The following is a 20,082-nucleotide window of genomic DNA, read 5'->3' as shown; positions in this document are numbered from 1 at the left end:
CATGGACCCTGGCTAGTTGAAGCGCCAATCAACCCACCGGGATCGCTGAACCATGAAAATCCTGCTTGTCTTCGCTCACCCCGAGCCGCGTTCGCTCAATGGCGCGCTGCGCGACGTCGCCATCGAGGAACTCGAGGCCCAGGGCCATGAGGTGCGGATGTCGGATCTCTATGCCGATGGCTGGAAATCCGAGATCGACCGTGCCGATTTCCCCGCGCTGGCACCCGACGCGCGGTTCAAGCCGGCGGCGGCCTCCGGAGAGGCTTTTGCCGGCAATTCTCTCACCGCTGACGTCAAGGCCGAGCAGGAGAAGCTGCTCTGGGCCGACACGCTGATCCTGCAGTTCCCGCTCTGGTGGTTCACCATGCCGGCGATCCTGAAAGGCTGGGTCGACCGGGTCTATGCCTATGGCTTCGCCTATGGCGTCGGCGAGCACAGCGATTCGCGCTGGGGCGACCGCTATGGCGAGGGTAAGCTCGCGGGAAAGCGCGCCATGCTGCTGGTGACCACCGGTGGTTGGGAGGAGCATTATTCGGATCGCGGCATCAACGGCCCGATCGACGACCTGCTGTTCCCGATCAATCACGGCATCCTGTACTACCCGGGCTACGATGTGCTGCCACCCTTCGTCGCTTACAGGGTCGATCGTCTCGACGAGGCCGGGTTCGCGGCGACAGCCGAGCGCCTGCGCGAGCGGATGCGCATGCTTGGCTCAACCCCGCCGATCCCTTATCGGCGGCAGAACGGCGGCGATTACCTGATCCCGAGCATGCAGCTGCGCCCCGAGCTGGGTGAGCCGGATGCGACAGGCTTTGCGCTGCATCTGAACGGCGCGGGCGCGGCCGGTTAGAACCAGCTCGCGCCGGCGCCGTGAAGGCCCGCAGGCCTACGCCGCGTCGAGCCCGTAGAGCGAGTGCAGCGTGCGCACCGCAAGCTCGGTATAGGCGGCGTCGATCAGCACCGAGAACTTGATCTCGGAGGTCGTGATCGCGCGGATGTTGATGCCCTTCTCGGCCAGCGCCCGGAAGGCGCGCGCCGCGACACCGGCATGGCTGCGCATGCCGACGCCAATCGCCGAGATCTTGACCACATCGGTCGCGCCCTGCAGCGCCTGATAGGCGATGTCGGCGTGCCGGCTTTCCAGCAGCGTCTTCGCCCGCTCGTAATCGGCGGTCGGCACGGTGAAGGTGATGTCGGTCGTCGCCTGGTCGTCGGAGACGACCTGGATGATCATGTCGACATTGATGTTGGCATCGGCGAGCGGGCCGAAGATCGCCGCCGCCACGCCGGGCTTGTCGGCGACGCGCCGGAGCGTGATCTGGGCTTCGTCGCGCGAAAACGCGATGCCGGTGACGATCTGCTGTTCCACGATGTCGTCCTCGTCGCAGATAAGAGTACCAGATTTCGGATTGTCGGGGTCGTCGAAGGAGGAGCGCACATAGGTCGGCACGCGCTGGACCATGGCGATCTCGACCGAGCGCACCTGCAGCACCTTGGAGCCGAGCGAGGCCATCTCCAGCATTTCCTCGAAGGAGACCTTGTCCATGCGCCGGGCCTTGGGCACGACGCGCGGATCGGTGGTGTAGACGCCGTCGACATCGGTGTAGATGTCGCAACGATCGGCCTTCAGCCCGGCCGCGAGTGCAACCGCGCTGGTGTCGGAGCCGCCGCGTCCCAGCGTGACGATACGGTTGGTCAAGGCGTGCACGCCCTGGAAGCCGGAGCAGACCGCGATCTCGCGGTTGCGGTCGAAGCCGGCGAGGATGCCGGCGGGCTCGACCGCCTCGATCCGCGAGGAGCCATGCGCGTCCGAGCCGTAGATCGGAATCTGCCAGCCCTGCCAGGAGCGGGCGGGGAGGCCGAGCTCCTGCAGCACAATCGCCATCAGGCCCGAAGTCACCTGCTCGCCCGAGGCGACGACGACATCGTATTCGGCCTGATCGTAGAGCGCCGAGGCTTCCTTGCACCAGCCGACCAATTCATTGGTCTTGCCGGACATCGCCGAGACCACGACCGCGACCTCATGGCCGGCGTCGAACTCGCGTTTGACGTGACGGGCGGCGTTCTTGATGCGCTCGACAGTGGCGACGGAGGTTCCGCCGAATTTCATCACCAGACGGGCCATGGCGGTCCAGAGGCTCTCAAATCAACAGTCCCGGACGAGCCGGGACGAAAGGTCACCCTCGCGCCCTACGCGAGGCCGGTGTAGATGACGGGCGGCGGCCGGACTGTCAATGCGAAGCAACCGGCTTCTGATCAAGAAGGAATAAAGCCATGGCGGCGACGGCTCAGCGCGACGGCTCGACGATCGATCCTGCCGAGGTCGCGCGTTTCGAGGCCATCGCCAAGACCTGGTGGGACCCGAAGGGGCCCATGGCGGTGCTGCACAAGTTCAACCCGGTGCGATTGGGCTTCGTTCGCGATCTGGCCTGCGCGCGCTTCTCGCGCGATCCCAAGACGCTGACGGCGCTGGACGGGCTGACCCTGGTCGATATCGGCTGCGGCGGCGGCGTGCTCTCCGAGCCCCTGGCGCGGCTGGGCGCGCAGGTGACCGGGCTCGATCCGGCGCCGACCAATGTCACGGTGGCGCGCGCCCACGCCCAGAAAAGCGGGCTTGCGATCGATTATCGCCAGGAGACGATCGAGGCGCTGGTCGCTGAGGGCGCGACCTTCGACATCGTGCTGGCGATGGAGGTCGTCGAGCATGTCGCCGATGTCGAGGCCTTCGTCACGGCTTGCTGCCAGGCGGTCAAGCCCGGCGGCCTCCTGGTGATGGCGACGCTCAACCGCACGCTGAAATCCTATGCGCTCGCCATCGTCGGCGCGGAATATGTGCTGCGCTGGCTGCCGCGCGGCACGCATGACTGGAACAAGTTCGTGACGCCCGATGAGCTTGGCGCGGCGATCGAGGCCGGCGGCCTCGAACTCGGCGAGAGCACCGGCGTGGTCTACAACCCGCTCGCCGACCGCTGGTCGGCCGCGCGCGACACCGACGTCAACTACATGCTGGCGGCCTACAGGCCGGCCTGAGCATTCAATTCACTCGGAACCGCTGCGTCATCCCGGACAAGCGGCGAAGCCGCGCCGATCCGGGATCCATCCTAGAGCGTCGAACTTTGAGCGTCGAACTTTGCGATGGATCCCGGGTCTGCGCTGCGCTTGCCCGGGATGACGCAGTGGTTCCGAGGCGCGCTGGAAAGCGCTACACCCAGCGGCGCAGCACGCCGCTTATCAGCAGCAGCGCCATGCCCGCGCTGGTGGCGACGATGGCGGCGGTCGCCTGCGGGCTGGTGCCGATCGCATAGCCCAGGCGCTTCCAGACCAGCGCGCCGACGAACGCGCCGATGAGCAGGATCACGGCGTTGAAGAAGACGCCGAAGCCGCCATCGCCGAGAATGGCGTCGGCGATCCAGGCCAACGCGAAGGCCGCGGTGACGATGATGGCGATCAGGACGAGCATTTGCGGCGTCGCCATATCGGGCAGGCCGAGCATCAGAGAAAGGGCGCGCATCGCGACGAATCCTGTTGGCGATTGAGCGATGCTAGGGCATCGGCCCGAAAAGTGGGAACCGGTTTTCGGGACAAGCCGATGCGAGATCAAAACCCTACAGCGTCCAACCGAATACGATATTCGGTCGGACGCTGTAGCATGCGGCAAGCGGCGGGCCGGGTGAAAATGCGGTTCGTTTTGCGCTGCAATATAATTCCTTAGGGGGATGGCGCAGCGCAGCATGACGCGGCATCATCGCCTGCCTAGCCAAGGGAGCAGTCGAGCGCGCGCGACAAGCCGCCGGCGAACAAGAACAGGGAGACGACGATGTCCAAGCCGCAGGCCGCGCTCAAGGATCTCTACGAATTGAACGAATTGCCGCCGCTCGGCCATGTGCCGGCCAACATGTACGCCTGGACGATTCGGCGCGAGCGCCACGGCCCGCCGATCGAGAGTTTCCAGATCGAGGTGATCCCGACCTGGGCGATCGGCGAGGAGGAGGTGCTGCTGCTCGTGATGGCCGGCGGCGTCAACTATAACGGCATCTGGGCGGGGCTGGGCCAGCCGATCTCGCCTTTCGACGTCCACAAGGGCTCGCTGCATGTCGCGGGTTCGGATTGCTCCGGCATCGTCTGGGCTGTCGGCACCAAGGTGAAGCGCTGGAAGGTCGGCGACGAGGTCATCGTCCATTGCAATCAGGATGATGGCGACGACGAGGAGTGCAATGGCGGCGACCCGATGTTCTCCTCATCCCAGCGCATCTGGGGTTATGAGACGCCGGATGGGTCCTTCGCCCAGTTCTGCCGGGTGCAGTCGCGCCAGCTGATGCAGAAGCCGAAGCATTTGGCCTGGGAGGAGGCCGCCTGCTACACGCTGACGCTCGCGACCGCCTATCGCATGCTCTTCGGCCACGCTCCCCACACCATCAAGCCCGGCGACAATGTGCTGATCTGGGGTGCGTCGGGCGGTCTCGGCGTCTTCGGCGTGCAGCTCTGTGCGGCGTCCGGCGCCAACGCCATCGGTGTCATCTCCGACGAGAGCAAGCGCGACTATGTGCTCGGCCTCGGCGCCAAGGGCGTGATCAACCGCAAGGATTTCAACTGCTGGGGCCAGATGCCCAAGGTCAACAGCCCCGAATACAACGAATGGACCAAGGAGGCCCGCAAGTTCGGCAAGGCGATCTGGGACATCACGGGCAAGAAGGATGTCGATATCGTCTTCGAGCATCCCGGCGAGGCGACTTTCCCAGTCTCATGTCTCGTCGCCAAGCGCGGCGGCATGATCGTGTTCTGCGCCGGCACTTCGGGCTTCAACATAACCTTCGACGCCCGCTATGTCTGGATGCGGCAGAAGCGCGTGCAGGGCTCGCATTTCGCCCATCTCAAACAGGCGAGTGCGGCGAACCAGTTTGTGCTCGACCGCCGCGTCGACCCGTGCATGTCGGAGGTCTTCCCCTGGGACAAGATCCCGCTCGCCCATCAGAAGATGTGGAAGAACGAGCATGCGCCGGGCAATATGGCGGTGCTGGTGACATCACCGCGCACGGGTCTGCGAACCTATGAGGATGTAGCGGAGGCGCTGGCGGGGTGAGGCAAGGCCCCGCTTCTGCGGCAGGCTGCATCGGGCGGCCCAACTCGGTTATCGGGCGATAGTGCCACCGGTCCCGATGGGACCGGCCGACACCGGCAGGTGCATTTCCCGTGCTGCGGTCCTACCGCACGTCCAATCCTATCGCACCCCCAATCTATCGCACTCCCAAGCGCCGGCAGCCCCAGAGGCTGACCAGGCTGATGAAGGTGATCGCGGTCAGGTAGAGCCCGGCATCGGTCCGATAGCGAGGTGTTTCGGCCCGCACATGGCTTGTGCGCGTCCGCATGGGGCGACAGGCCGGGCCGTCCGCTTTATCAGGCTGGCATCCGAAAGCCGGTTCCCATGCTCTCTTCCCCCCTGTTCCTGCGGTTCACGCCCGTCATCTTCACCTTCCTCTGGTCGTCAGGCTGGATCGTCGCCGGCTATTCGGCGCTCTATGCGGATCCGCTGACCTTCCTGGCCGTGCGCTTTGCCTGTGCCGGCGTGCTGCTCGCGGGTCTCGCCTTCCTGCTGCGCGCGCCCTGGCCCAAGGGGCGGCGCGCCATTATCGACTGCATCGTCACCGGCGTCCTGCTGCATGCGGCCTATCTCGGCGGCGTCTGGTGGGCGGTTCGCCATGGCTTGCCGGCCGGTATTTCCGGCCTGATCGCGGGCCTCCAGCCGATCCTGACCGCGCTGTTTGCGCCCATGCTGGTCGGCGAGCGCATCTCGCCTGTGCGCTGGGCCGGCATCCTGTGCGGCTTCATCGGCATCGCGCTGGTGCTGGAGCCCAAGATCGTCGGCGTCGATCCCGCCGTGCTCTGGGCCGTGCTGCTGCCGGTCGCGATCAATGTCCTGGGCATGTTCGCGGTGACCTTCGGCTCCTTCTACCAGAAGGCCCGCATCGTCTCCGGCGATCTGCGCACGGTCACGGCGGTGCAATACGCCACCGCCTTCGTCGTGACGCTGCCCTTCGCCTATGCGCTGGAGCCGATGCGCATCGAGTGGAACCTCACCATGATCCTGGTGCTGGCCTGGTCGGTCCTGGCGCTTTCGCTCGGCGGCATCGGGCTCTATCTGCTGATGATCCGGCGTGGAGCCGTCTCGCGCACCGCGACCTTCCTCTATCTCGTGCCCCCGACGGTCGCGGTCGAGGCCTGGATCCTCTTCGGCGAGGCGCTGTCGCCGGTGCAGATCGCCGGCATGGCGGTGACGGTCGCGGGCGTCGTGCTGGCGAGCCGAAAATAATCCACCGTCATTGCGAGCTGAGCCGAAGCAATCCAGGAGGACGAGCCCGACGCGTCCTCGACTGCGTCAATGCTGTCGCTCCTCGTCATCGCGTTTTGCGCCGAAAGAGGCATTTCTGATTTTCGAAAACTCGCCTTATGCTGCGTCGCAACAAAGGGAGAGAAATCATGAGCGCGAACGCCGCCGCCACATCCGGGATGCCCGACAGCGCGATCGATCTCATCGCCGCGGCCCTGCCGGGCTTCGAGACGCTGCTGGAGCAGGCGATCGCAGCCGTGCGCCAGAAGGTCACGAGCGACGGCAAGATTTCCTCCGCGAAGCTCGAAGCCGAACAGCATGCCGCTCACGGCCTCTCCTGGCTCGCGACCTATGTCATGGCGCTGCGCGAGATGAAGGCCTATGGCGAGCGCCTCCAGGCCGAGGGCCGCTACGGCGCGACCGAGGACTACGCCATCCGCATCGGCGCCGGCGAATATGCCGCCCAGATCTTCGGCGGCATCCCGATGAGCCAGGGTGAGATCGTGCGGCTCGGCGCGCTCGGGCTCCCGGCCAAGGCGATCACTGCGGCCCGCTCGGATGCAGCCGAGGCGCTGATCGCGGAAGGCAATACGCCTGAGAATCGCGCCCGCCTCGTTTCGCTGTTCAGCCAGGACCACGGCCTGATCAGCGTCGGCGATCCCGGCCTCGACGAGACGCTGGAAGCGATCCGCACCGAAATGCGCCGCTTCTGCACGGCGGAGGTGACGCCCCACGCGCATGAATGGCACCTCGAGAACGACTACATCCCGATGCCGGTGGTCGAGAAGATGGCCGAACTCGGCGTCTTTGGCCTGACCATCCCCGAGGAGTTCGGCGGCATGGGCCTCTCCAAGGTCTCGATGTGCGTCGTTTCGGAGGAGTTGTCGCGCGGCTATATCGGCGTCGGTTCGCTCGGCACGCGGTCCGAGATCGCGGCCGAGCTCATCCTCTGCGGCGGCACGGACGCACAGAAGGAAAAGTGGCTGCCCAAGCTCGCGGCCGGCGAGGTGCTGCCGACGGCTGTCTTCACCGAGCCCAACACCGGCTCTGACCTTGCCAGCCTGCGCACCAAGGCGGTCAGGGATGGCCAGGGGAATGCGGCCGTCTGGAAGGTCTCGGGCAACAAGACCTGGATCACCCATCCCGTCCGCGCCGACATCATGACGCTGCTGGTGCGCACTGATCCGGATGCGGCCGGCTATCGCGGCCTATCCATGCTGATCGCCGAGAAGCCGCGCGGCACGGACGAAGACCCGTTCCCGGTTGCAGGCCTGACCGGCGGCGAGATCGAGGTGCTCGGCTATCGCGGCATGAAGGAGTATGAGCTCGCCTTCGACGGCTTCGAGGTCAAGGCGGAAAACCTGCTCGGCGGCGTCGAGGGGCAGGGCTTCAAGCAATTGATGCAGACGTTCGAGGCCGCCCGCATCCAGACGGCGGCGCGGGCCGTCGGCGTGGCGCAGTCGGCCTTCGATCTCGGCCTGAAATACGCCCAGGACCGCATCCAGTTCGGCAAGCCCCTGATCGCCTTCCCGCGCGTCGCCGACAAGCTCGCCATGATGGCGGTCGAGATCCTGATCGCCCGCCAGCTCACCTATTTCGCCGCCCGCGAGAAGGACGCCGAGCGCCGCTGCGATCTCGAGGCCGGCATGGCCAAGCTGCTGGGCGCCCGTGTCGCCTGGGCCGCGGCCGACAACGCCCTGCAGATCCATGGCGGCAACGGCTTTGCGCTGGAATACCCGATCAGCCGCGTCCTCTGCGACGCGCGCATCCTCAACATCTTCGAGGGTGCGGCGGAGATCCAGGCGCAGGTGATCGCGCGCAGGCTGGTGGAGGGGTGAGGCGGTTGGAGCCGATTCAGCGCGCCGTTTCTCGTCTAAGAGTTGAGAGCAGGATCATCACGGCTTCTGCCGCAACGCCTCCTCGGCTTCCTTGAGGAGGGCGGCGAAGGTCGCGTTGCCGGGCGCTAGCCGGACCGCCTCGGCGAGGTCGCTGGCACCCTGTTTCAGATTATCGCTCCGCGCATGCGCCGCCCCCCGATAGGCCCAGGCCGTGGCTGCTTTCGCATCGAGCGAGATCGCGCGGTCCAGATCCTCGATCGCCCGCGTGAAGTCTGCCTTCAGGAAATAGGCAACGCCCCGGCTCTGCCATATCGCGGCCCGGTCGGGGACGAGCGTGCCGGCGCGTCCGAAATCCAGGATGGCCTGGTCGATCCTGCCGAGCTGGGTCAGCGCCAGGCCGCGATCATACAGGGCCGTGCCGAGCCCGGGATCCGCCGCCAGCGCTTCGTCATAGTCGGCGATCGCGCGCTGCGCTTCGCCGCTGCGAAGGAAGAGCAGGCCGCGATCGTTCAGCAATACTGCGAGTTCATGGCCGCTGAAGCGCTTCGAGGCGATCAGCTTCGTGCAGGCGTCGATCGCGGGCTGGCCGGTCGTCTTGTGGCAGAGCGTCTCGTCGGCGGGAGAAGCTGGGGTCTGCGCCCAGGCCCGGTCGAAACCAGGCTGAATGACGAGCGCCAGGCCGATGAAGAGGAGGGCGGCGAGAGCGGATATCAGCGACGAAGGCGGCAACGGCATGAAGTCCCGGCTGCTCTGGATGCGCTGCCCAACATACGGTCCTTCATGCCGCCGGCAAGCGCTGCCGGCGCCTGGCGGGTTCCCATCGCTCAGGCTTGGGCCGCCGCCGGCGCGCCTTCCACATCTTCCCGCAGCGCCGCCTTCGCATAGCGCTTCGCCAGCACGGCGCAGGCGATCAGCTGGATCTGGTGGAACAGCATCAGCGGCAGCACGATCAGGCCGACCGACTGGCCGGCGAAGAGGATGCTCGCCATCGGCAGGCCGCTCGCCAGGCTCTTCTTCGAGCCGCAGAAGACGATGGTGATCTCGTCGGGCCGGGAGAAGCCGAGCGCGCGCGAGAGCAGGCGGGTGCCCGCGAGCACGATCGCGAGCAGCAGCACATTCACCAGGACCAGCGCGCCGAGCTGCTCCAGATCGAGCTGGTGCCAGATGCCTTGCGTCACCCCCTCGCTGAAGGCGGTGTAGACGACGAGCAGGATCGAGCCGCGATCGACGAAGCCGAGCATGCGCTTGTGGCTGGCGATCCAGCCGCCGATCCAGGGCCGCAGCAGCTGGCCGGCGGCGAAGGGCAGGAGCAACTGCACCAGGATGTCGCCGACGGCGCCGGCCTGGAAACCGTGCCCCTGCGTGGTCAGGAGCAAAGCCGCCAGCAGCGGCGTGACCACGATGCCGATGAGGTTGGAGGCCGAGGCCGCGCAGAGCGCGGCCGGCACGTTGCCGCCGGCGATCGAGGTGAAGGCGATCGAGGACTGCACGGTGGATGGTAAAACCGAGAGGAAGATCAATCCCGTCCACAGGCCGGGCGTCAGCAGGGACGGCATCAGCAGGCGCAGGAGCAGGGCGATCGCGGGGAAGGCGAGGAAGGTCGCCGCCAGCACGAGGCTGTGCAGCCGCCAGTGGCGCAGGCCCTCCAGCGCTGCGCTGGGCGCAAGCCGCGTGCCATAGAGGAAGAACAGCAGGCCGATGGCGAGATTGGTGACGAGGCCGACGATATGGGCGCCCTCGCCATGAGCCGGCAGGACGGAGGCGAAGGCGACCGTGCCGAGCAGCGCCATGATGTAGGGGTCTGGCGCGAAGCGGGCGAGCAGGGATCGCATCGGGAGCACTCCTTGGTTGAGAGCCGCTATATCCCGCGTTCCCGCCTATGACGGAACGCCACATGATATGCTAATTGTCATTGCGTTTCGCAATGAAGGCGATGGCCATGCCGCACCCTTTCGACCCTGTCCTGCTACGCAGCTTCATCACGGTGGTGGAGGAGGGCGGCTTCACCCGGGCCGCCGCGCGCCTCAATCTCGGCCAGCCGACCGTCAGCCACCATGTCCGTCGGCTGGAGGCCACCGCCGGCCGCAGACTCCTGAACCGCGACACACATTCGCTGGAAACCACCGTCGACGGCGATGCGATGCTGGGCTTCGCCCGCCGCATCCTAGATGCCGATGCGCAGGCTCGGAGCTACTTCACCGGTGCCAAGACGCGCGAGAGGCTGCGTTTCGGCGCCTCGGAGGATTTCGTGCTCTCGGGCCTGCCCGATCTGCTGCGCGATTTCGTGCGTGGTCATCCGCTCGTCGACCTCGAACTGACGGTGGGGTTGAGTGAGACGCTCTACGAGACGCTGGATCACGGTGCGCTCGACCTGATCTTCTGCAAGCGCCGCGAGGGTGATGGCCGTGGCCGCTCGGTGCTGCGTGACGATCTCGCCTGGGTCGGTGCGGGGCAGGCACTCGATCCGGAGCAGCCCGTGCCGCTCGTGCTCTATCCGCCGCCCAGCGTCACCCGCGAGATCGCCATCGCGACGCTCGACCGCGCCGGCCGTTCCTGGCGCATCGCCTGCACCTCGGGCAGCCTGAGCGGGCTCGGCGCCGCCGTCTTCGCCGGCCTCGGCGTGATGCCCCATTCGCGCCGGCTGATGCCGCAGGGCCTCACCGACATATCGGCTGCAAGCGGCCTGCCGGCGCTCGGCCAGGTCGAGTTCGTCGTGGTCGGCTCGGCGCGCGTCCTGCGTGGCCCGGCGGCAGCGCTGGCCGATGCCCTGGTCGAGAGCCGGGGCAGGCTGACCCGGATGCGCTTGATGGCGGCGGCCAATGTCGCGGGCGGCGTTTAAGGCGCCGTCGTCTCCGGTCTCGCCCGCGCTTACGGTAGCATCCTGCGCAGCACGCCATCCTTGCGGACGAGATGGTGCCAGAGCGCCGCCAGCGCATGCACGGCGGCGAGGCCGATCAACGCATAGGCCGCCCATTCGTGGATTTCGCGGACGGGCCGCGACAGCGCACGGTCGACCGGCAATGCGAAGGGCGGGATTGCGAAGAGACCGAAATTCAGCCCCTGTCCGCGCATGATCGCATAGCCGAGGCCGATCGCCGGCACGGCGAACATCAGCAAGTAGAGGCCGAAATGGCCAAGCCCGGAGGCACGTTCGGTCAGCGGCGAAAGCTCGTTCGAGGGTGCTGGGCGATGGCCTTGTCGCCAAAAGATCCGCAGCAGGACCAGGGCCAGGATGGTGATGCCGATCACCTTGTGGGTCTCGACGATTCCGTGCTCCCAGCTCTTCGGAAAGGCGTCGACGACAAGGCCCAGAATGAAGGTGGCGACGATCAACAGCGCCATCGACCAGTGAAGCCCGCGCGCGACGCGGTCATAGGCCGGTGCTGTCTCGATCTTGGGTGAAGCTAACGTCATGGAGCAGGCCGCCTTCTTAATTTGGAATAGTTCCAAACTAGGTTCGGCAGCCATGCTTTGAAAGTTAAACTTTGCCCATGTTGCCGCGCCCAGGCGCGGCCTTGACGGAGGAGGCTATGGCTGCCGCTTCAGCCCCGGCACGACTGCTGCGGGATCGAAGGCGAGGCCCATCGCCTGGTAGCCTGTCCGGTTGGGATGGAGCTTGTCGCCGGGCCCGCCCGTCGTCGCTTCCGGCACAAACGCAGCCTTGAGGCCACCGCTCGCGGGATCGAGCGTCGCCGCGTCGAAATCGACCACGGCGTCGAAGCCGCCCGGGCTGCGGATGAAGGCGTTCAGGGCCTTGCGCTTCTCGTCCTGCTCGGGGTGGCCATGGGCCGGGCTCGTGCTGCCGAGGGCCGATACGACCGTCGCTCCCACCACACGGATGCCGCGCGCCCGCAGCTTGGCGATGCCGTCGCGCATGGCGTTCTGAACGGTCTCGGCTGCTGCGTTGCCGTTCCTGCTGAAATCATTGATGCCCTCGAGCCAGATCAGGCTGGTGACGCCCGAGAGCGAGAGCACGTCGCGCTCCAGCCGCTGGACGGCCGCCGGGCCGCCCGGAAAGGGTTTGGCCGGGGAATACTCGGCTGGCCCCGCGATCTGGTTGCCGCCGATGCCGGCATTCACCACGGCGACGCGGTTGACGCCGAAATGCTGGGCGAGGCGGCGCGCCAGCACGTCGGGCCAGCGATCGTCGCCGTTCATGGTCGAAGCCGTGCCGTCCGTGATCGAATCGCCGAAGGCGACCACCACCGGCGTGTCGGCCGGCGCCTGCATGTCGAGCGCATCGACGAAGAACCAGGAGGCGGTGGGGTTGATGAAGGCGTCCTCGCCTTCGTCTGCGCCCTTCGCCCCAGCGCGCGGCGCGGTGACATAGGAGGTCTGCAGCGCCTTGGCGTGCCAGGTCATCGGGCCGCTTTCGCCCGCGACATGCAGGGAGACCGCGAGCTTGCGGCCCTGCAGCAGCGGCGAGGCCGGGTCGCTCGCGAAGGGCAGCTCGACCGCGTCGCTCCAGGCCGATGCGCCCGGCTCCAGCGTCAAGGCGGCTTTGCCGGCGAAGGTCGCGGGCCGGTTGCTGCCGGGAACAAGCGCGGCCGAGCCGAGCTGGAGCCCGATATGGACATCATCGAAGGTCACGGGCCTCGTGCCAAAGGCATTGGTCAGGCGGATCCGGGCCTGTCGCCCCCACAGGCTCGGGCGCAGGATCAGGCGAAAGCTCTGATCGTTGGCGCCGGCGGCCGGATCGGGAAAGGCGAAGCGCTGGTCGGGCTGGGCGGACGGGTTCCCGATGGGGTAGGGACCCTGCGCCGAGGCGACCCAACTCGTCTTCCAGCTTAGGCCGGAGCCTTGCGCAAAGGCCTCGCCCGCCAATCCCGATAGAAGCGTCATGATTGCAAAGATTATCCGCAGCATGTGGTCCTCCCGATTTTTTTCGAGAGCATGCTGGCTCGGAGGAGATGCGGCAAGTCCTTGAGCTCACAAGTCCTCGGGCTCATCCGAGCAGTAGCGTGCCGTGCGCCCTTGGCGGCAACGGTTTCGCGCTAGCGCGACAACAACCTAACCCGCTCTCACGGCCAGTTCAGCCGGACCTCGACGACGACCGGCTTCACCGCCCGCATCCGTGCGTCGGCCGACGTGAACGGCCTGTCGCCCGAAATCGCCTCCATGGCCAGGAAGCCGGGCTCGGGATCGAACCGGAGCGACAATTCGCAGCCACCGTCGGGCTTGGCGAGGCGGCCGCCTTTCCAGTCCCCGGCATGGCCGCCCCAGTCCCAGCCGAAGCCCAGAATCTCGAAGGGGCGGCCATTGGCGGCTTCCACCTCGGCGAGCGTCATGCCCTGGCGGATCGGAGGCTGCGCGCCAGGCACATCGATGCGCCAGATGGCGCCCAGTGGGATGCTGATCGAGGCAGGCCGGCTGCGCGCCTTGCTGTCGTGCCAGAGCACCTGGAGCCGCCGTTTCGGGTCGCGCGGAAAGACGATCGTGCCCGCTTCGGTCATGCCCTCGCCGACATCGATCTCGGCGCGCGCGACATTCTGCTGTCCGAACGCCTTGACCAGCGCCGCCTCGTTGGCGGTGCGGGAGAAAGGGCCGATGCAACTCAGCACCTCGGGCTGCTGGGCAGCGCAAGTCGCTGCGAGAGGCAGGCAGAACGAGAGCGCGGCGGCAAAAGCCCGCACGCTCAGCCCCTCAACCGCCACTTCGCAAACCCCTCTCCGCCATCGCCCGCAGCCTCCGCCTTCAGCCCCGCCGGCAGCTTTCCGGCTGCGGCCGGCGAAGTCACGAAGGTGGCGTTGACGCTGGCCGGCAAGGGCGCGATCGCCCAGTTGCCGTCGGCCTTGGGGTCGATCGTCTTCTTGTCCAGGATGTAGCGCACGACCACGTCGCGGTTGAGGTCGGGCGCTTCCAGCACCACGGTCGTCTTGGTGCCCGGGAAATTGCCGCCGCCCGAGGCGCGGTAGTTGTTGGTGACGACGATGAACTCGGCGGCCTCGTCGATCGGCTTGTCCTGGAAGGCGAGGTCGACGATGCGGTGGGCGTCGGGCGCGACGAGCTTGCCGTCGCCGTCATAGCGCGAGGCCTTGGTGACATCGATGTGATAGGTCACGCCGTCGATCACGTCGAAATTGAAGGCCGGGAAGCCCTGATTGATCAGCGGCTGCTCCTCGGTCCTGGCAGGGTCGATGCGGTTGAAGATGCCGGCCGAGCGCTCCAGCCATTCGCGCACCTGGGCGCCGGTGATTTTCACGATCTGCACGGTGTTCGGGTAGAGATAGATGTCGGCGACGTTCTTCAGCGCCAGCGGCCCGGCGGGGATGTCGGTGAAGAAGGCCGGCCCCGCCCGCCCGCCGGATTTGAACGGCGCCGCGGCCGAGAGGATCGGTAGCGCCTTCATCGGCGTCTGCGCCATCAGCCCCTTGGCATAGGCCGCCTGGGCGTCGGTGACGATCTGGATCGAGGGATCGTCGGTGACCAGCGCGAAGAAGCTGTTGATCGGGCTCAAGGTCGCGCCCACCGGCTCGCGCATATAGCTCAGCGTCGCCTCGTGGTCGGTCTTCACGGAGGCGAGAATGGCGGCCTCGGCTGCGGCCTTGGGCACGATCTTGCGGTCGGGCGTGCGCTCGTAGATCGGCCGCGGCTCGACCTTGAAATCGGCGATCTGCCAGCGCTCGCCGCGTTTTTCGAGGTCGAGGTCGATGATGCCCAGATGCGAGCCCCAGAAGCCGGGCTGGCAGGCCGGTTTGCCATGCAGCGAGCCCTTGACGTTGTCGACGCCGGCAATGCCGTCGAAGGCCTTGCCGCCGGGGAAGACCAGATGCTGATGGCCGGTCAGGACGACGTCGATGCCGTCGAGCTTGGCCAGATGCAGCGCCGCGTTCTCCTCCATGCCCTTGCGCTCGCCGCCGGCGATGCCGGAATGGCAAAGCGCCACGACGATGTCGGGCGAGGCCTTCAGCAGCTCCGGCAGATGCTTCGTCGCCGCATTGACGATGTCCCCCGCGACCAGCTTGCCGTCGAGATTGGCCTTGTCCCATTGCATGATCTGCGGCGGCACGAAGCCGATCACGCCGATCTTGAGAACGTGCTGGGCGCCGGATTCGTCCTCGAAGCTCTGCTCGAACAATCGCCAGGGATCGACCAGCGGATAGCCGCTGGTCAGCTCGATATTGGCGCAGACCAGCGGGAATTCGGCCTTGGCGATGCCGTTGTCGAGGAATTCGAGCCCGTAATTGAACTCGTGATTGCCGAAGGTGCCGCAGGTATAGGGCAGGGCGTTCATGGCAGCCAGCATGGGGTGGGTGTCGCCGGCCTTCAGCCCCTTCTTGTAGGCGATGTAGTCGCCCAGCGACGAACCCTGCAGGAAGTCGCCATTGTCGAACAGCATGCTGTTCTTGACCTCGGCCTGGGCCGCCTTGATCAGGTTCGCGGTCTTGGCGAGGCCGACCGTGTCGTCGGCAGCATCGCGGAAATAGTCGTAAGGCACGACATTGACGTGCAGATCGGTCGTCTCGAGCAGGCGCAGCTTCAGCCGTGCGAGAGCTGGGGCAGGGACTTGGGCCTGGGCGGTGGCGATCGCGGGCAAGGCGGCGCTCGCGGCGATCGCCGCTCCGGCCTTCAGCGTGTCACGGCGGTTGAACTGCGTTTCGCGTGACATAGCCGGCTCCTGATCGCGTTGGGCGGACGGGACGCTAGCATTGCTGCGCGGGCGTGACACGTGGAAGATGGTGGCCGGCACCGCTGGAAAGGCGGCAATTCGACAAGGCGCGCGATGATCCTGATCGGCCAGTATGATTCCCCCTTCGTGCGGCGCGTCGCCATCGCTTTGAAGCTCTACGGCCTGCCCTTCGAGCATCGGCCCTGGTCGGTCTTCGGCGACGCCGACAAGATCCGCAGCCATAACCCGCTGACGCGCGTGCCGACGCTGGTGCTGGACGATGGCGAGGTGCTGGTCGACAGCCCGAGCATGATCGATTTTCTCGACAGTCTTGTGCCGGCGGAGCAGGCGCTGTTTCCGCGGCAGGAACCGGCCCGGCATCGCGCCGTGAAGGTCGCGGCGCTCGCCATGGGGCTCGCCGACAAGGCCGTCAGCCTGTTCTACGAGCAGCGCCTGCACCGGGAGATCTCGGATCTCTGGGCCGATAGGTGCCGTGTCCAGATCCTCGCCGTTCTCGGCGCCCTCGAAGCCGATCGCGCCGGCAGGCCGGGCGAATACTGGCTCAGTGGCGGGATCGGCCATGCCGATATCGCCGTTGCGGTCGCGCTGCGCTTTCTGGGCGAGGCGCATCCGGGACTGGTCTCCTGGGCACAGTATCCGGCGCTTGCCGCCCATGCGGCGCAGCACGAAGCACTGCCGCTGTTCCGGGAGATCTCCCAGCCCTTCATTCCGCCGTCCTGAGGCCTTCAGCCGGTGCGGCTGACGCCTTCCATGCGCAGGCGCCCATCGGCCCCCTCCGTCCAGGCCTTGATCGCGCCATCGGGCAGCCGCCTGGCCTTCACCGTGAAGGGCTCGCCCGCGATCAACGGGCTGACGCCGCGATAGTCGAACTTGATCGGTTCGCCGCCCGAGAGCGTCGCGATGATGTTGAGCATCAGCGTCGCCTGGATCGGCCCATGCACGACGAGGCCGGCATAGCCCTCTTCCTTCGTCACATAGGGGTGATCGTAATGGATGCGGTGGCTGTTGAAGGTGATCGCGGAATAACGGAACAGGAAGACCGGGCTCGACTCGACCTTCCAGGTGAGATCGGCGGCTTCCGGCTCGGTTGGGGCAGGCCTCTCGACTGGGGCGGGCGCAGCCGCCGGATCGCCCGGTTTTGCCGCCTCGCGATAGACGATGTTGTGGCGCTCGCGGAGCGCCACGCCGCGCTCCGTGACGATCTCATGGTTGACCGCGACGAAGCAGAGCGGTCCGGTGCGGCCTTCCTTGAAGCTGATATCGGCGATGCTGGAGCGGCGCGTCACCAGATCGCCTTCGCGCAAGGGGGCCAGCGTCTCGATCGTCCCGCCGGCCCACATCCGGCGCGGCAAGGGCACGGGCGGCAGGAACTCGCCCTTGGCGGCATGGCCGTCGCTGCCGATCGCGTTCATCGGCGAGATCGGCGGCGCCAGGCACCAATGCAAGGCGAGCGGCGCCTCGCCCGGAGCATAGGGCGCGAGATGCGGCGCGAAGGTCGCGGCGAAGCTTTGCACGAGACGCGGCGTCACGATGTCGGACGCCTCCATCGACTTGCCGATCCAGGTTTTCAGTTGGGTGAGGTTCATAGCGCGTCCTTGGATGAATGGGCGCGGGGAACCCTCTCCCGTAGGGAGAGGGCAGGGTGAGGGGTCGGCCCTTTGACCAGCCAAGCGATGGTCTCACCGCGGACGGTTCACGCTAACGATATCTGGCCTACACCTCACTCCTGCCCCTCTCCTTACAGGAGAGGGGTTCCCCGCGCCTTTTCTTCAAAATGGTCTTCAGTATGATCTGGGCATGCCCAGCACATGCTCGGCGAGATAGGACAGGATCAGATTGGTCGAGATCGGCGCGACCTGGTAGAGGCGGGTCTCGCGGAACTTACGCTCGATGTCGTATTCCTCGGCAAAGCCGAAGCCGCCATGGGTCTGGATACAGGCATTGGCCGCCTCAAAAGAGGCGTCCGCCGCCAGCATCTTGGCCATATTGGCTTCCGCCCCGCAGTTTTCGCCAGCCTCATAGAGCCTGACCGCCTCGCGCACCATCAATTCGGCCGCGCGCATATTGGCGTAAGCCCTGGCGATCGGGAACTGGATGCCCTGGTTCTGGCCGATCGGCCGGCCGAAGACCTGGCGCTCCCTGGCATAGCCGGAGGCCTTCTCGATGAACCATTTCGCGTCGCCGACGCATTCGGCGGCGATCAGGATGCGCTCGGCGTTCATGCCCGACAGGATGTAGCGGAAACCCTTGCCCTCCTCGCCGATCAGGTTTTCCGCCGGCACGCGGACATCGTCGAAGAACACCTCGGTGGTGGCGTGGTTCATCATCGTGCGGATCGGCGCGATGGTCAGGCCGGCCTTCAAGGCCTCGCGCATGTCGAGGACGAAGACGGAGAGACCTTCGGTGCGCTTGGCGACCTCCTCACGCGGCGTGGTGCGGGCGAGCAGCAGCATCAGGTCCGATTGCGCCGCCCGGCTCGTCCAGATCTTCTGGCCGTTGACGACGTAATGGTCGCCCTCGCGTCGCGCCGTCGTGCGCAGTGAGGTCGTGTCGGTGCCGCTCGTCGGTTCGGTGACGCCGAAGGCCTGCAAGCGCAATTCACCCGAGGCGATCCTGGGCAGATAGCTTTGCTTCTGTTCAGCTGAGCCGTGCCTGAGCAGCGTGCCCATGATGTACATCTGCGCATGGCAGGCCGCGCCGTTGCAGCCCTGGCGCTGGATCTCCTCCATGATCACGGTGGCGGCCGAGAGCGAGAGGCCCGCCCCGCCATATTCTTCCGGGATCAGCGCCGAGAGAAATCCGCTTTGCGTCAGCGCAGCGACGAACTCTGTCGGATAGGCCATCTCGCGATCGAGCTTGCGCCAGTATTCGCCGGGAAAGCCGGCGCAGAGTTTCGCGACGGCGTCGCGGATATCGGTGTGATCGGCGTCTTGCATCGAAGCGCTTCTCGTCTCGTCGAGGGAGGGGTCAGGCCGGGGAGGCGACGGCTTTGGGAGCGAACTCGGCCCGCAACGCCTCGTCATGCTCGCCGAGCGCCGGCACGCGCCGCATCGCGATGCGCTCGCCATCGACGATCACCGGCGGCGCCAGCACCTCGACGGGGCCGGCCGGCGTCTCCACCGTGAGCGTGGTCGCCGCAACATGCGCGATCAGGTCACCGACGCTGGAGACCGTGCCATAGGCGATGGCGTGACGGTCGAGCGCGGCTGCAACCTCGGCGAAGGGCCGCTTGCTCAGGATCGCCCCGATCGCTGCATCGAGCGCCTTGCGTTCGCGCACCCGCAGCACATTGCTGGCATAGCGCGGCTCCCTCGCCAGCGTCTCGCTGCCCAGCACCTCGCGCGCCAGGATCTGCCATTCGCGCTCGCTCTGGATCGAGATCAGGATATTGCCGTCGGCGGTGGCGAAGACGCCATAAGGCGCGATCGAGGGATGGGCGAGACCGACGCGCGGCGGCTCGATGCCGCCATAGCGGCGCGTCAGATAGGGCACGTTCATCAGGTCGCCGAGCGTGTCGAACAGCGAGAGCTGGATCGCCGAGCCCTGGCCGGTCCGCGCCCGCCTTAGCAGCGCCTCCAGGATCGCCGCATAGGCGGCCTGTCCCGTCGCGATGTCGGCGATCGAGACGCCGATGCGGGAGGGGCCGGAATCCTCGGTTCCGGTGATGGCCGAAAGCCCCGATTCCGCCTGCACCAGGAGGTCATAGGCCTTGCGGCTGTGATGCGGCGTGCCGGGCGCGTAACCGGAGATGTCGCAGGTGATCAGCTTGGGATAGCGCTGGCGCAATTCGGCGGCGCCCATGCCCAGACGTGTCGTCGCGCCGGGTGCAAGATTTTGGATGAAGACATCGGCTTGCGCCAACATGGCCTCGACCATGGCGCGGTCGTCCGCCTGCTTCAGGTCGACCCGGCAGGATTCCTTGCCGCGATTGATCCAGACGAAATAGGAGGAGAGGCCCAAGGCGTAGTCGTCATAGCCGCGCGCGAAATCGCCCTCGGCCCGCTCCAGCTTGATGACGCGTGCGCCCGCATCGGCGAGCTTGCAGGTTGCGGTCGGTACCGCCACCGCCTGCTCCAGCGCCACCACCAGAATTCCATCGAGAGCATTCGTCATCGCAAGCCAGTTTGCTGTTTCACTTGGGTCGCCCCTCAGCCCTCATCCTGAGGAGCAGTCGCAGACTGCGTCTCGAAGGATGTTCCAGCGCGTACTGAAGCATCCTTCGAGACGCCGCGTTCCGCGGCTCCTCAGGATGAGGGCTCGACAGGAAGGTCGGCCATTTCACGCACAGA

At 66.5% G+C, this 20,082-nt stretch carries 18 protein-coding genes; 7 read left to right on the top strand and 11 right to left on the bottom strand.

The genetic code is table 11. The features are described 5' to 3' along the window. Positions 1–52: 52 nt before the first annotated feature. On the top strand, positions 53–850 hold the full coding sequence (locus J2Y55_RS10110; protein WP_310151630.1) for an NAD(P)H-dependent oxidoreductase: 798 nt from the start codon (positions 53–55) through the stop codon (positions 848–850). Between the two features lie 36 nt (positions 851–886). Here the strand turns inward: J2Y55_RS10110 and J2Y55_RS10105 are convergent, their stop codons facing one another. Further along, entirely contained in the window at positions 887–2,125 is a 1,239-nt protein-coding gene (locus J2Y55_RS10105) for an aspartate kinase (RefSeq protein ID WP_310151627.1), read from the bottom strand. Positions 2,126–2,274: 149 nt separating this feature from the next. Here J2Y55_RS10105 and ubiG point away from each other — a divergent pair, with 149 nt between their 5' ends. Then, a complete protein-coding gene (ubiG, locus tag J2Y55_RS10100) occupies positions 2,275–3,030 on the top strand; it encodes a bifunctional 2-polyprenyl-6-hydroxyphenol methylase/3-demethylubiquinol 3-O-methyltransferase UbiG (RefSeq protein WP_310151624.1) in 756 nt (251 codons plus the stop codon). A 172-nt stretch (positions 3,031–3,202) separates the two neighbouring features. Here ubiG and J2Y55_RS10095 read toward each other — a convergent pair whose 3' ends face one another. After that, on the bottom strand, positions 3,203–3,511 hold the full coding sequence (locus tag J2Y55_RS10095) for a hypothetical protein (RefSeq protein WP_310151622.1): 309 nt from the start codon (positions 3,509–3,511) through the stop codon (positions 3,203–3,205). Positions 3,512–3,817: 306 nt separating this feature from the next. Between J2Y55_RS10095 and ccrA the strand changes: the two genes are divergently transcribed. From ccrA to J2Y55_RS10080, 3 genes are all read left to right on the top strand, one after another. Beyond that, on the top strand, positions 3,818–5,080 hold the full coding sequence (gene ccrA, locus J2Y55_RS10090) for a crotonyl-CoA carboxylase/reductase (RefSeq protein ID WP_310151617.1): 1,263 nt from the start codon (positions 3,818–3,820) through the stop codon (positions 5,078–5,080). Positions 5,081–5,422: 342 nt separating this feature from the next. Continuing rightward, positions 5,423–6,307, top strand: a complete 885-nt coding sequence (locus J2Y55_RS10085; protein ID WP_310151614.1) for a DMT family transporter — start codon at positions 5,423–5,425, stop codon at positions 6,305–6,307. Between the two features lie 167 nt (positions 6,308–6,474). Beyond that, positions 6,475–8,163, top strand: a complete 1,689-nt coding sequence (locus J2Y55_RS10080) for an acyl-CoA dehydrogenase family protein (protein ID WP_404978874.1) — start codon at positions 6,475–6,477, stop codon at positions 8,161–8,163. A gap of 57 nt (positions 8,164–8,220) precedes the next feature. Here the strand turns inward: J2Y55_RS10080 and J2Y55_RS10075 are convergent, their stop codons facing one another. Together J2Y55_RS10075 and J2Y55_RS10070 are read right to left on the bottom strand one after the other, a co-directional pair. Continuing rightward, on the bottom strand, positions 8,221–8,898 hold the full coding sequence (locus tag J2Y55_RS10075) for a tetratricopeptide repeat protein (RefSeq protein WP_310151610.1): 678 nt from the start codon (positions 8,896–8,898) through the stop codon (positions 8,221–8,223). Positions 8,899–8,987: 89 nt separating this feature from the next. Further along, positions 8,988–9,995, bottom strand: a complete 1,008-nt coding sequence (locus J2Y55_RS10070; protein ID WP_310151607.1) for a bile acid:sodium symporter family protein — start codon at positions 9,993–9,995, stop codon at positions 8,988–8,990. A gap of 107 nt (positions 9,996–10,102) precedes the next feature. Here J2Y55_RS10070 and J2Y55_RS10065 point away from each other — a divergent pair, with 107 nt between their 5' ends. Further along, entirely contained in the window at positions 10,103–11,002 is a 900-nt protein-coding gene (locus J2Y55_RS10065) for a LysR family transcriptional regulator (RefSeq protein ID WP_310151604.1), read from the top strand. Between the two features lie 29 nt (positions 11,003–11,031). Here the strand turns inward: J2Y55_RS10065 and J2Y55_RS10060 are convergent, their stop codons facing one another. From J2Y55_RS10060 to J2Y55_RS10045, 4 genes are all read right to left on the bottom strand, one after another. After that, positions 11,032–11,577, bottom strand: coding sequence for a cytochrome b (locus J2Y55_RS10060; RefSeq protein ID WP_310151601.1), 546 nt, complete (start codon positions 11,575–11,577; stop codon positions 11,032–11,034). A 114-nt stretch (positions 11,578–11,691) separates the two neighbouring features. After that, positions 11,692–13,005, bottom strand: coding sequence for a GDSL-type esterase/lipase family protein (locus J2Y55_RS10055; protein ID WP_310151598.1), 1,314 nt, complete (start codon positions 13,003–13,005; stop codon positions 11,692–11,694). 179 nt (positions 13,006–13,184) lie between these two features. Then, positions 13,185–13,796 carry a hypothetical protein gene (locus tag J2Y55_RS10050; protein WP_310151595.1) on the bottom strand — a complete coding sequence of 204 codons (612 nt, stop codon included), beginning with the start codon at positions 13,794–13,796 and terminating at the stop codon, positions 13,185–13,187. 2 nt (positions 13,797–13,798) lie between these two features. After that, the gene (locus tag J2Y55_RS10045) at positions 13,799–15,772 is read right to left on the bottom strand and encodes a bifunctional 2',3'-cyclic-nucleotide 2'-phosphodiesterase/3'-nucleotidase (RefSeq protein WP_310151592.1); all 1,974 of its coding nucleotides are present in this window, start codon (positions 15,770–15,772) and stop codon (positions 13,799–13,801) included. A gap of 114 nt (positions 15,773–15,886) precedes the next feature. On the opposite strand from J2Y55_RS10045, the gene J2Y55_RS10040 reads away from it, so the two are divergent. Continuing rightward, on the top strand, positions 15,887–16,513 hold the full coding sequence (locus tag J2Y55_RS10040) for a glutathione S-transferase family protein (protein WP_310152031.1): 627 nt from the start codon (positions 15,887–15,889) through the stop codon (positions 16,511–16,513). Positions 16,514–16,518: 5 nt separating this feature from the next. Here the strand turns inward: J2Y55_RS10040 and J2Y55_RS10035 are convergent, their stop codons facing one another. From J2Y55_RS10035 to J2Y55_RS10025, 3 genes are all read right to left on the bottom strand, one after another. Then, on the bottom strand, positions 16,519–17,379 hold the full coding sequence (locus tag J2Y55_RS10035; RefSeq protein WP_310151589.1) for an HTD2 family dehydratase: 861 nt from the start codon (positions 17,377–17,379) through the stop codon (positions 16,519–16,521). Positions 17,380–17,574: 195 nt separating this feature from the next. Next, on the bottom strand, positions 17,575–18,729 hold the full coding sequence (locus J2Y55_RS10030; protein WP_310151586.1) for an acyl-CoA dehydrogenase family protein: 1,155 nt from the start codon (positions 18,727–18,729) through the stop codon (positions 17,575–17,577). Positions 18,730–18,760: 31 nt separating this feature from the next. After that, on the bottom strand, positions 18,761–19,906 hold the full coding sequence (locus J2Y55_RS10025; RefSeq protein ID WP_310151583.1) for a CaiB/BaiF CoA transferase family protein: 1,146 nt from the start codon (positions 19,904–19,906) through the stop codon (positions 18,761–18,763). Between the last annotated feature and the right edge of the window lie 176 nt (positions 19,907–20,082).

Origin of the sequence: Allobosea sp. BE125 (assembly GCF_031456075.1) — a bacterium.
Lineage (GTDB): Bacteria > Pseudomonadota > Alphaproteobacteria > Rhizobiales > Beijerinckiaceae > Allobosea.
This window is presented reverse-complemented; position numbering and strand designations above follow the sequence as displayed.

Bases quoted from the DNA above. Each gene is read 5' to 3' on its own strand.
- J2Y55_RS10070 (WP_310151607.1), bottom strand. From the start codon at position 9,995: ATGCGATCCCTGCTCGCCCGCTTCGCGCCAGACCCCTACATCATGGCG.
- J2Y55_RS10110 (WP_310151630.1), top strand. From the start codon at position 53: ATGAAAATCCTGCTTGTCTTCGCTCACCCCGAGCCGCGTTCGCTCAAT.
- J2Y55_RS10065 (WP_310151604.1), top strand. From the start codon at position 10,103: ATGCCGCACCCTTTCGACCCTGTCCTGCTACGCAGCTTCATCACGGTG.
- J2Y55_RS10040 (WP_310152031.1), top strand. From the start codon at position 15,887: ATGATCCTGATCGGCCAGTATGATTCCCCCTTCGTGCGGCGCGTCGCC.
- ccrA (WP_310151617.1), top strand. From the start codon at position 3,818: ATGTCCAAGCCGCAGGCCGCGCTCAAGGATCTCTACGAATTGAACGAA.
- J2Y55_RS10035 (WP_310151589.1), bottom strand. From the start codon at position 17,379: ATGAACCTCACCCAACTGAAAACCTGGATCGGCAAGTCGATGGAGGCG.
- J2Y55_RS10080 (WP_404978874.1), top strand. From the start codon at position 6,475: ATGAGCGCGAACGCCGCCGCCACATCCGGGATGCCCGACAGCGCGATC.
- J2Y55_RS10055 (WP_310151598.1), bottom strand. From the start codon at position 13,005: ATGACGCTTCTATCGGGATTGGCGGGCGAGGCCTTTGCGCAAGGCTCC.
- J2Y55_RS10045 (WP_310151592.1), bottom strand. From the start codon at position 15,772: ATGTCACGCGAAACGCAGTTCAACCGCCGTGACACGCTGAAGGCCGGA.
- J2Y55_RS10105 (WP_310151627.1), bottom strand. From the start codon at position 2,125: ATGGCCCGTCTGGTGATGAAATTCGGCGGAACCTCCGTCGCCACTGTC.
- J2Y55_RS10025 (WP_310151583.1), bottom strand. From the start codon at position 19,906: ATGACGAATGCTCTCGATGGAATTCTGGTGGTGGCGCTGGAGCAGGCG.
- ubiG (WP_310151624.1), top strand. From the start codon at position 2,275: ATGGCGGCGACGGCTCAGCGCGACGGCTCGACGATCGATCCTGCCGAG.
- J2Y55_RS10095 (WP_310151622.1), bottom strand. From the start codon at position 3,511: ATGCGCGCCCTTTCTCTGATGCTCGGCCTGCCCGATATGGCGACGCCG.
- J2Y55_RS10085 (WP_310151614.1), top strand. From the start codon at position 5,423: ATGCTCTCTTCCCCCCTGTTCCTGCGGTTCACGCCCGTCATCTTCACC.
- J2Y55_RS10060 (WP_310151601.1), bottom strand. From the start codon at position 11,577: ATGACGTTAGCTTCACCCAAGATCGAGACAGCACCGGCCTATGACCGC.
- J2Y55_RS10030 (WP_310151586.1), bottom strand. From the start codon at position 18,729: ATGCAAGACGCCGATCACACCGATATCCGCGACGCCGTCGCGAAACTC.
- J2Y55_RS10075 (WP_310151610.1), bottom strand. From the start codon at position 8,898: ATGCCGTTGCCGCCTTCGTCGCTGATATCCGCTCTCGCCGCCCTCCTC.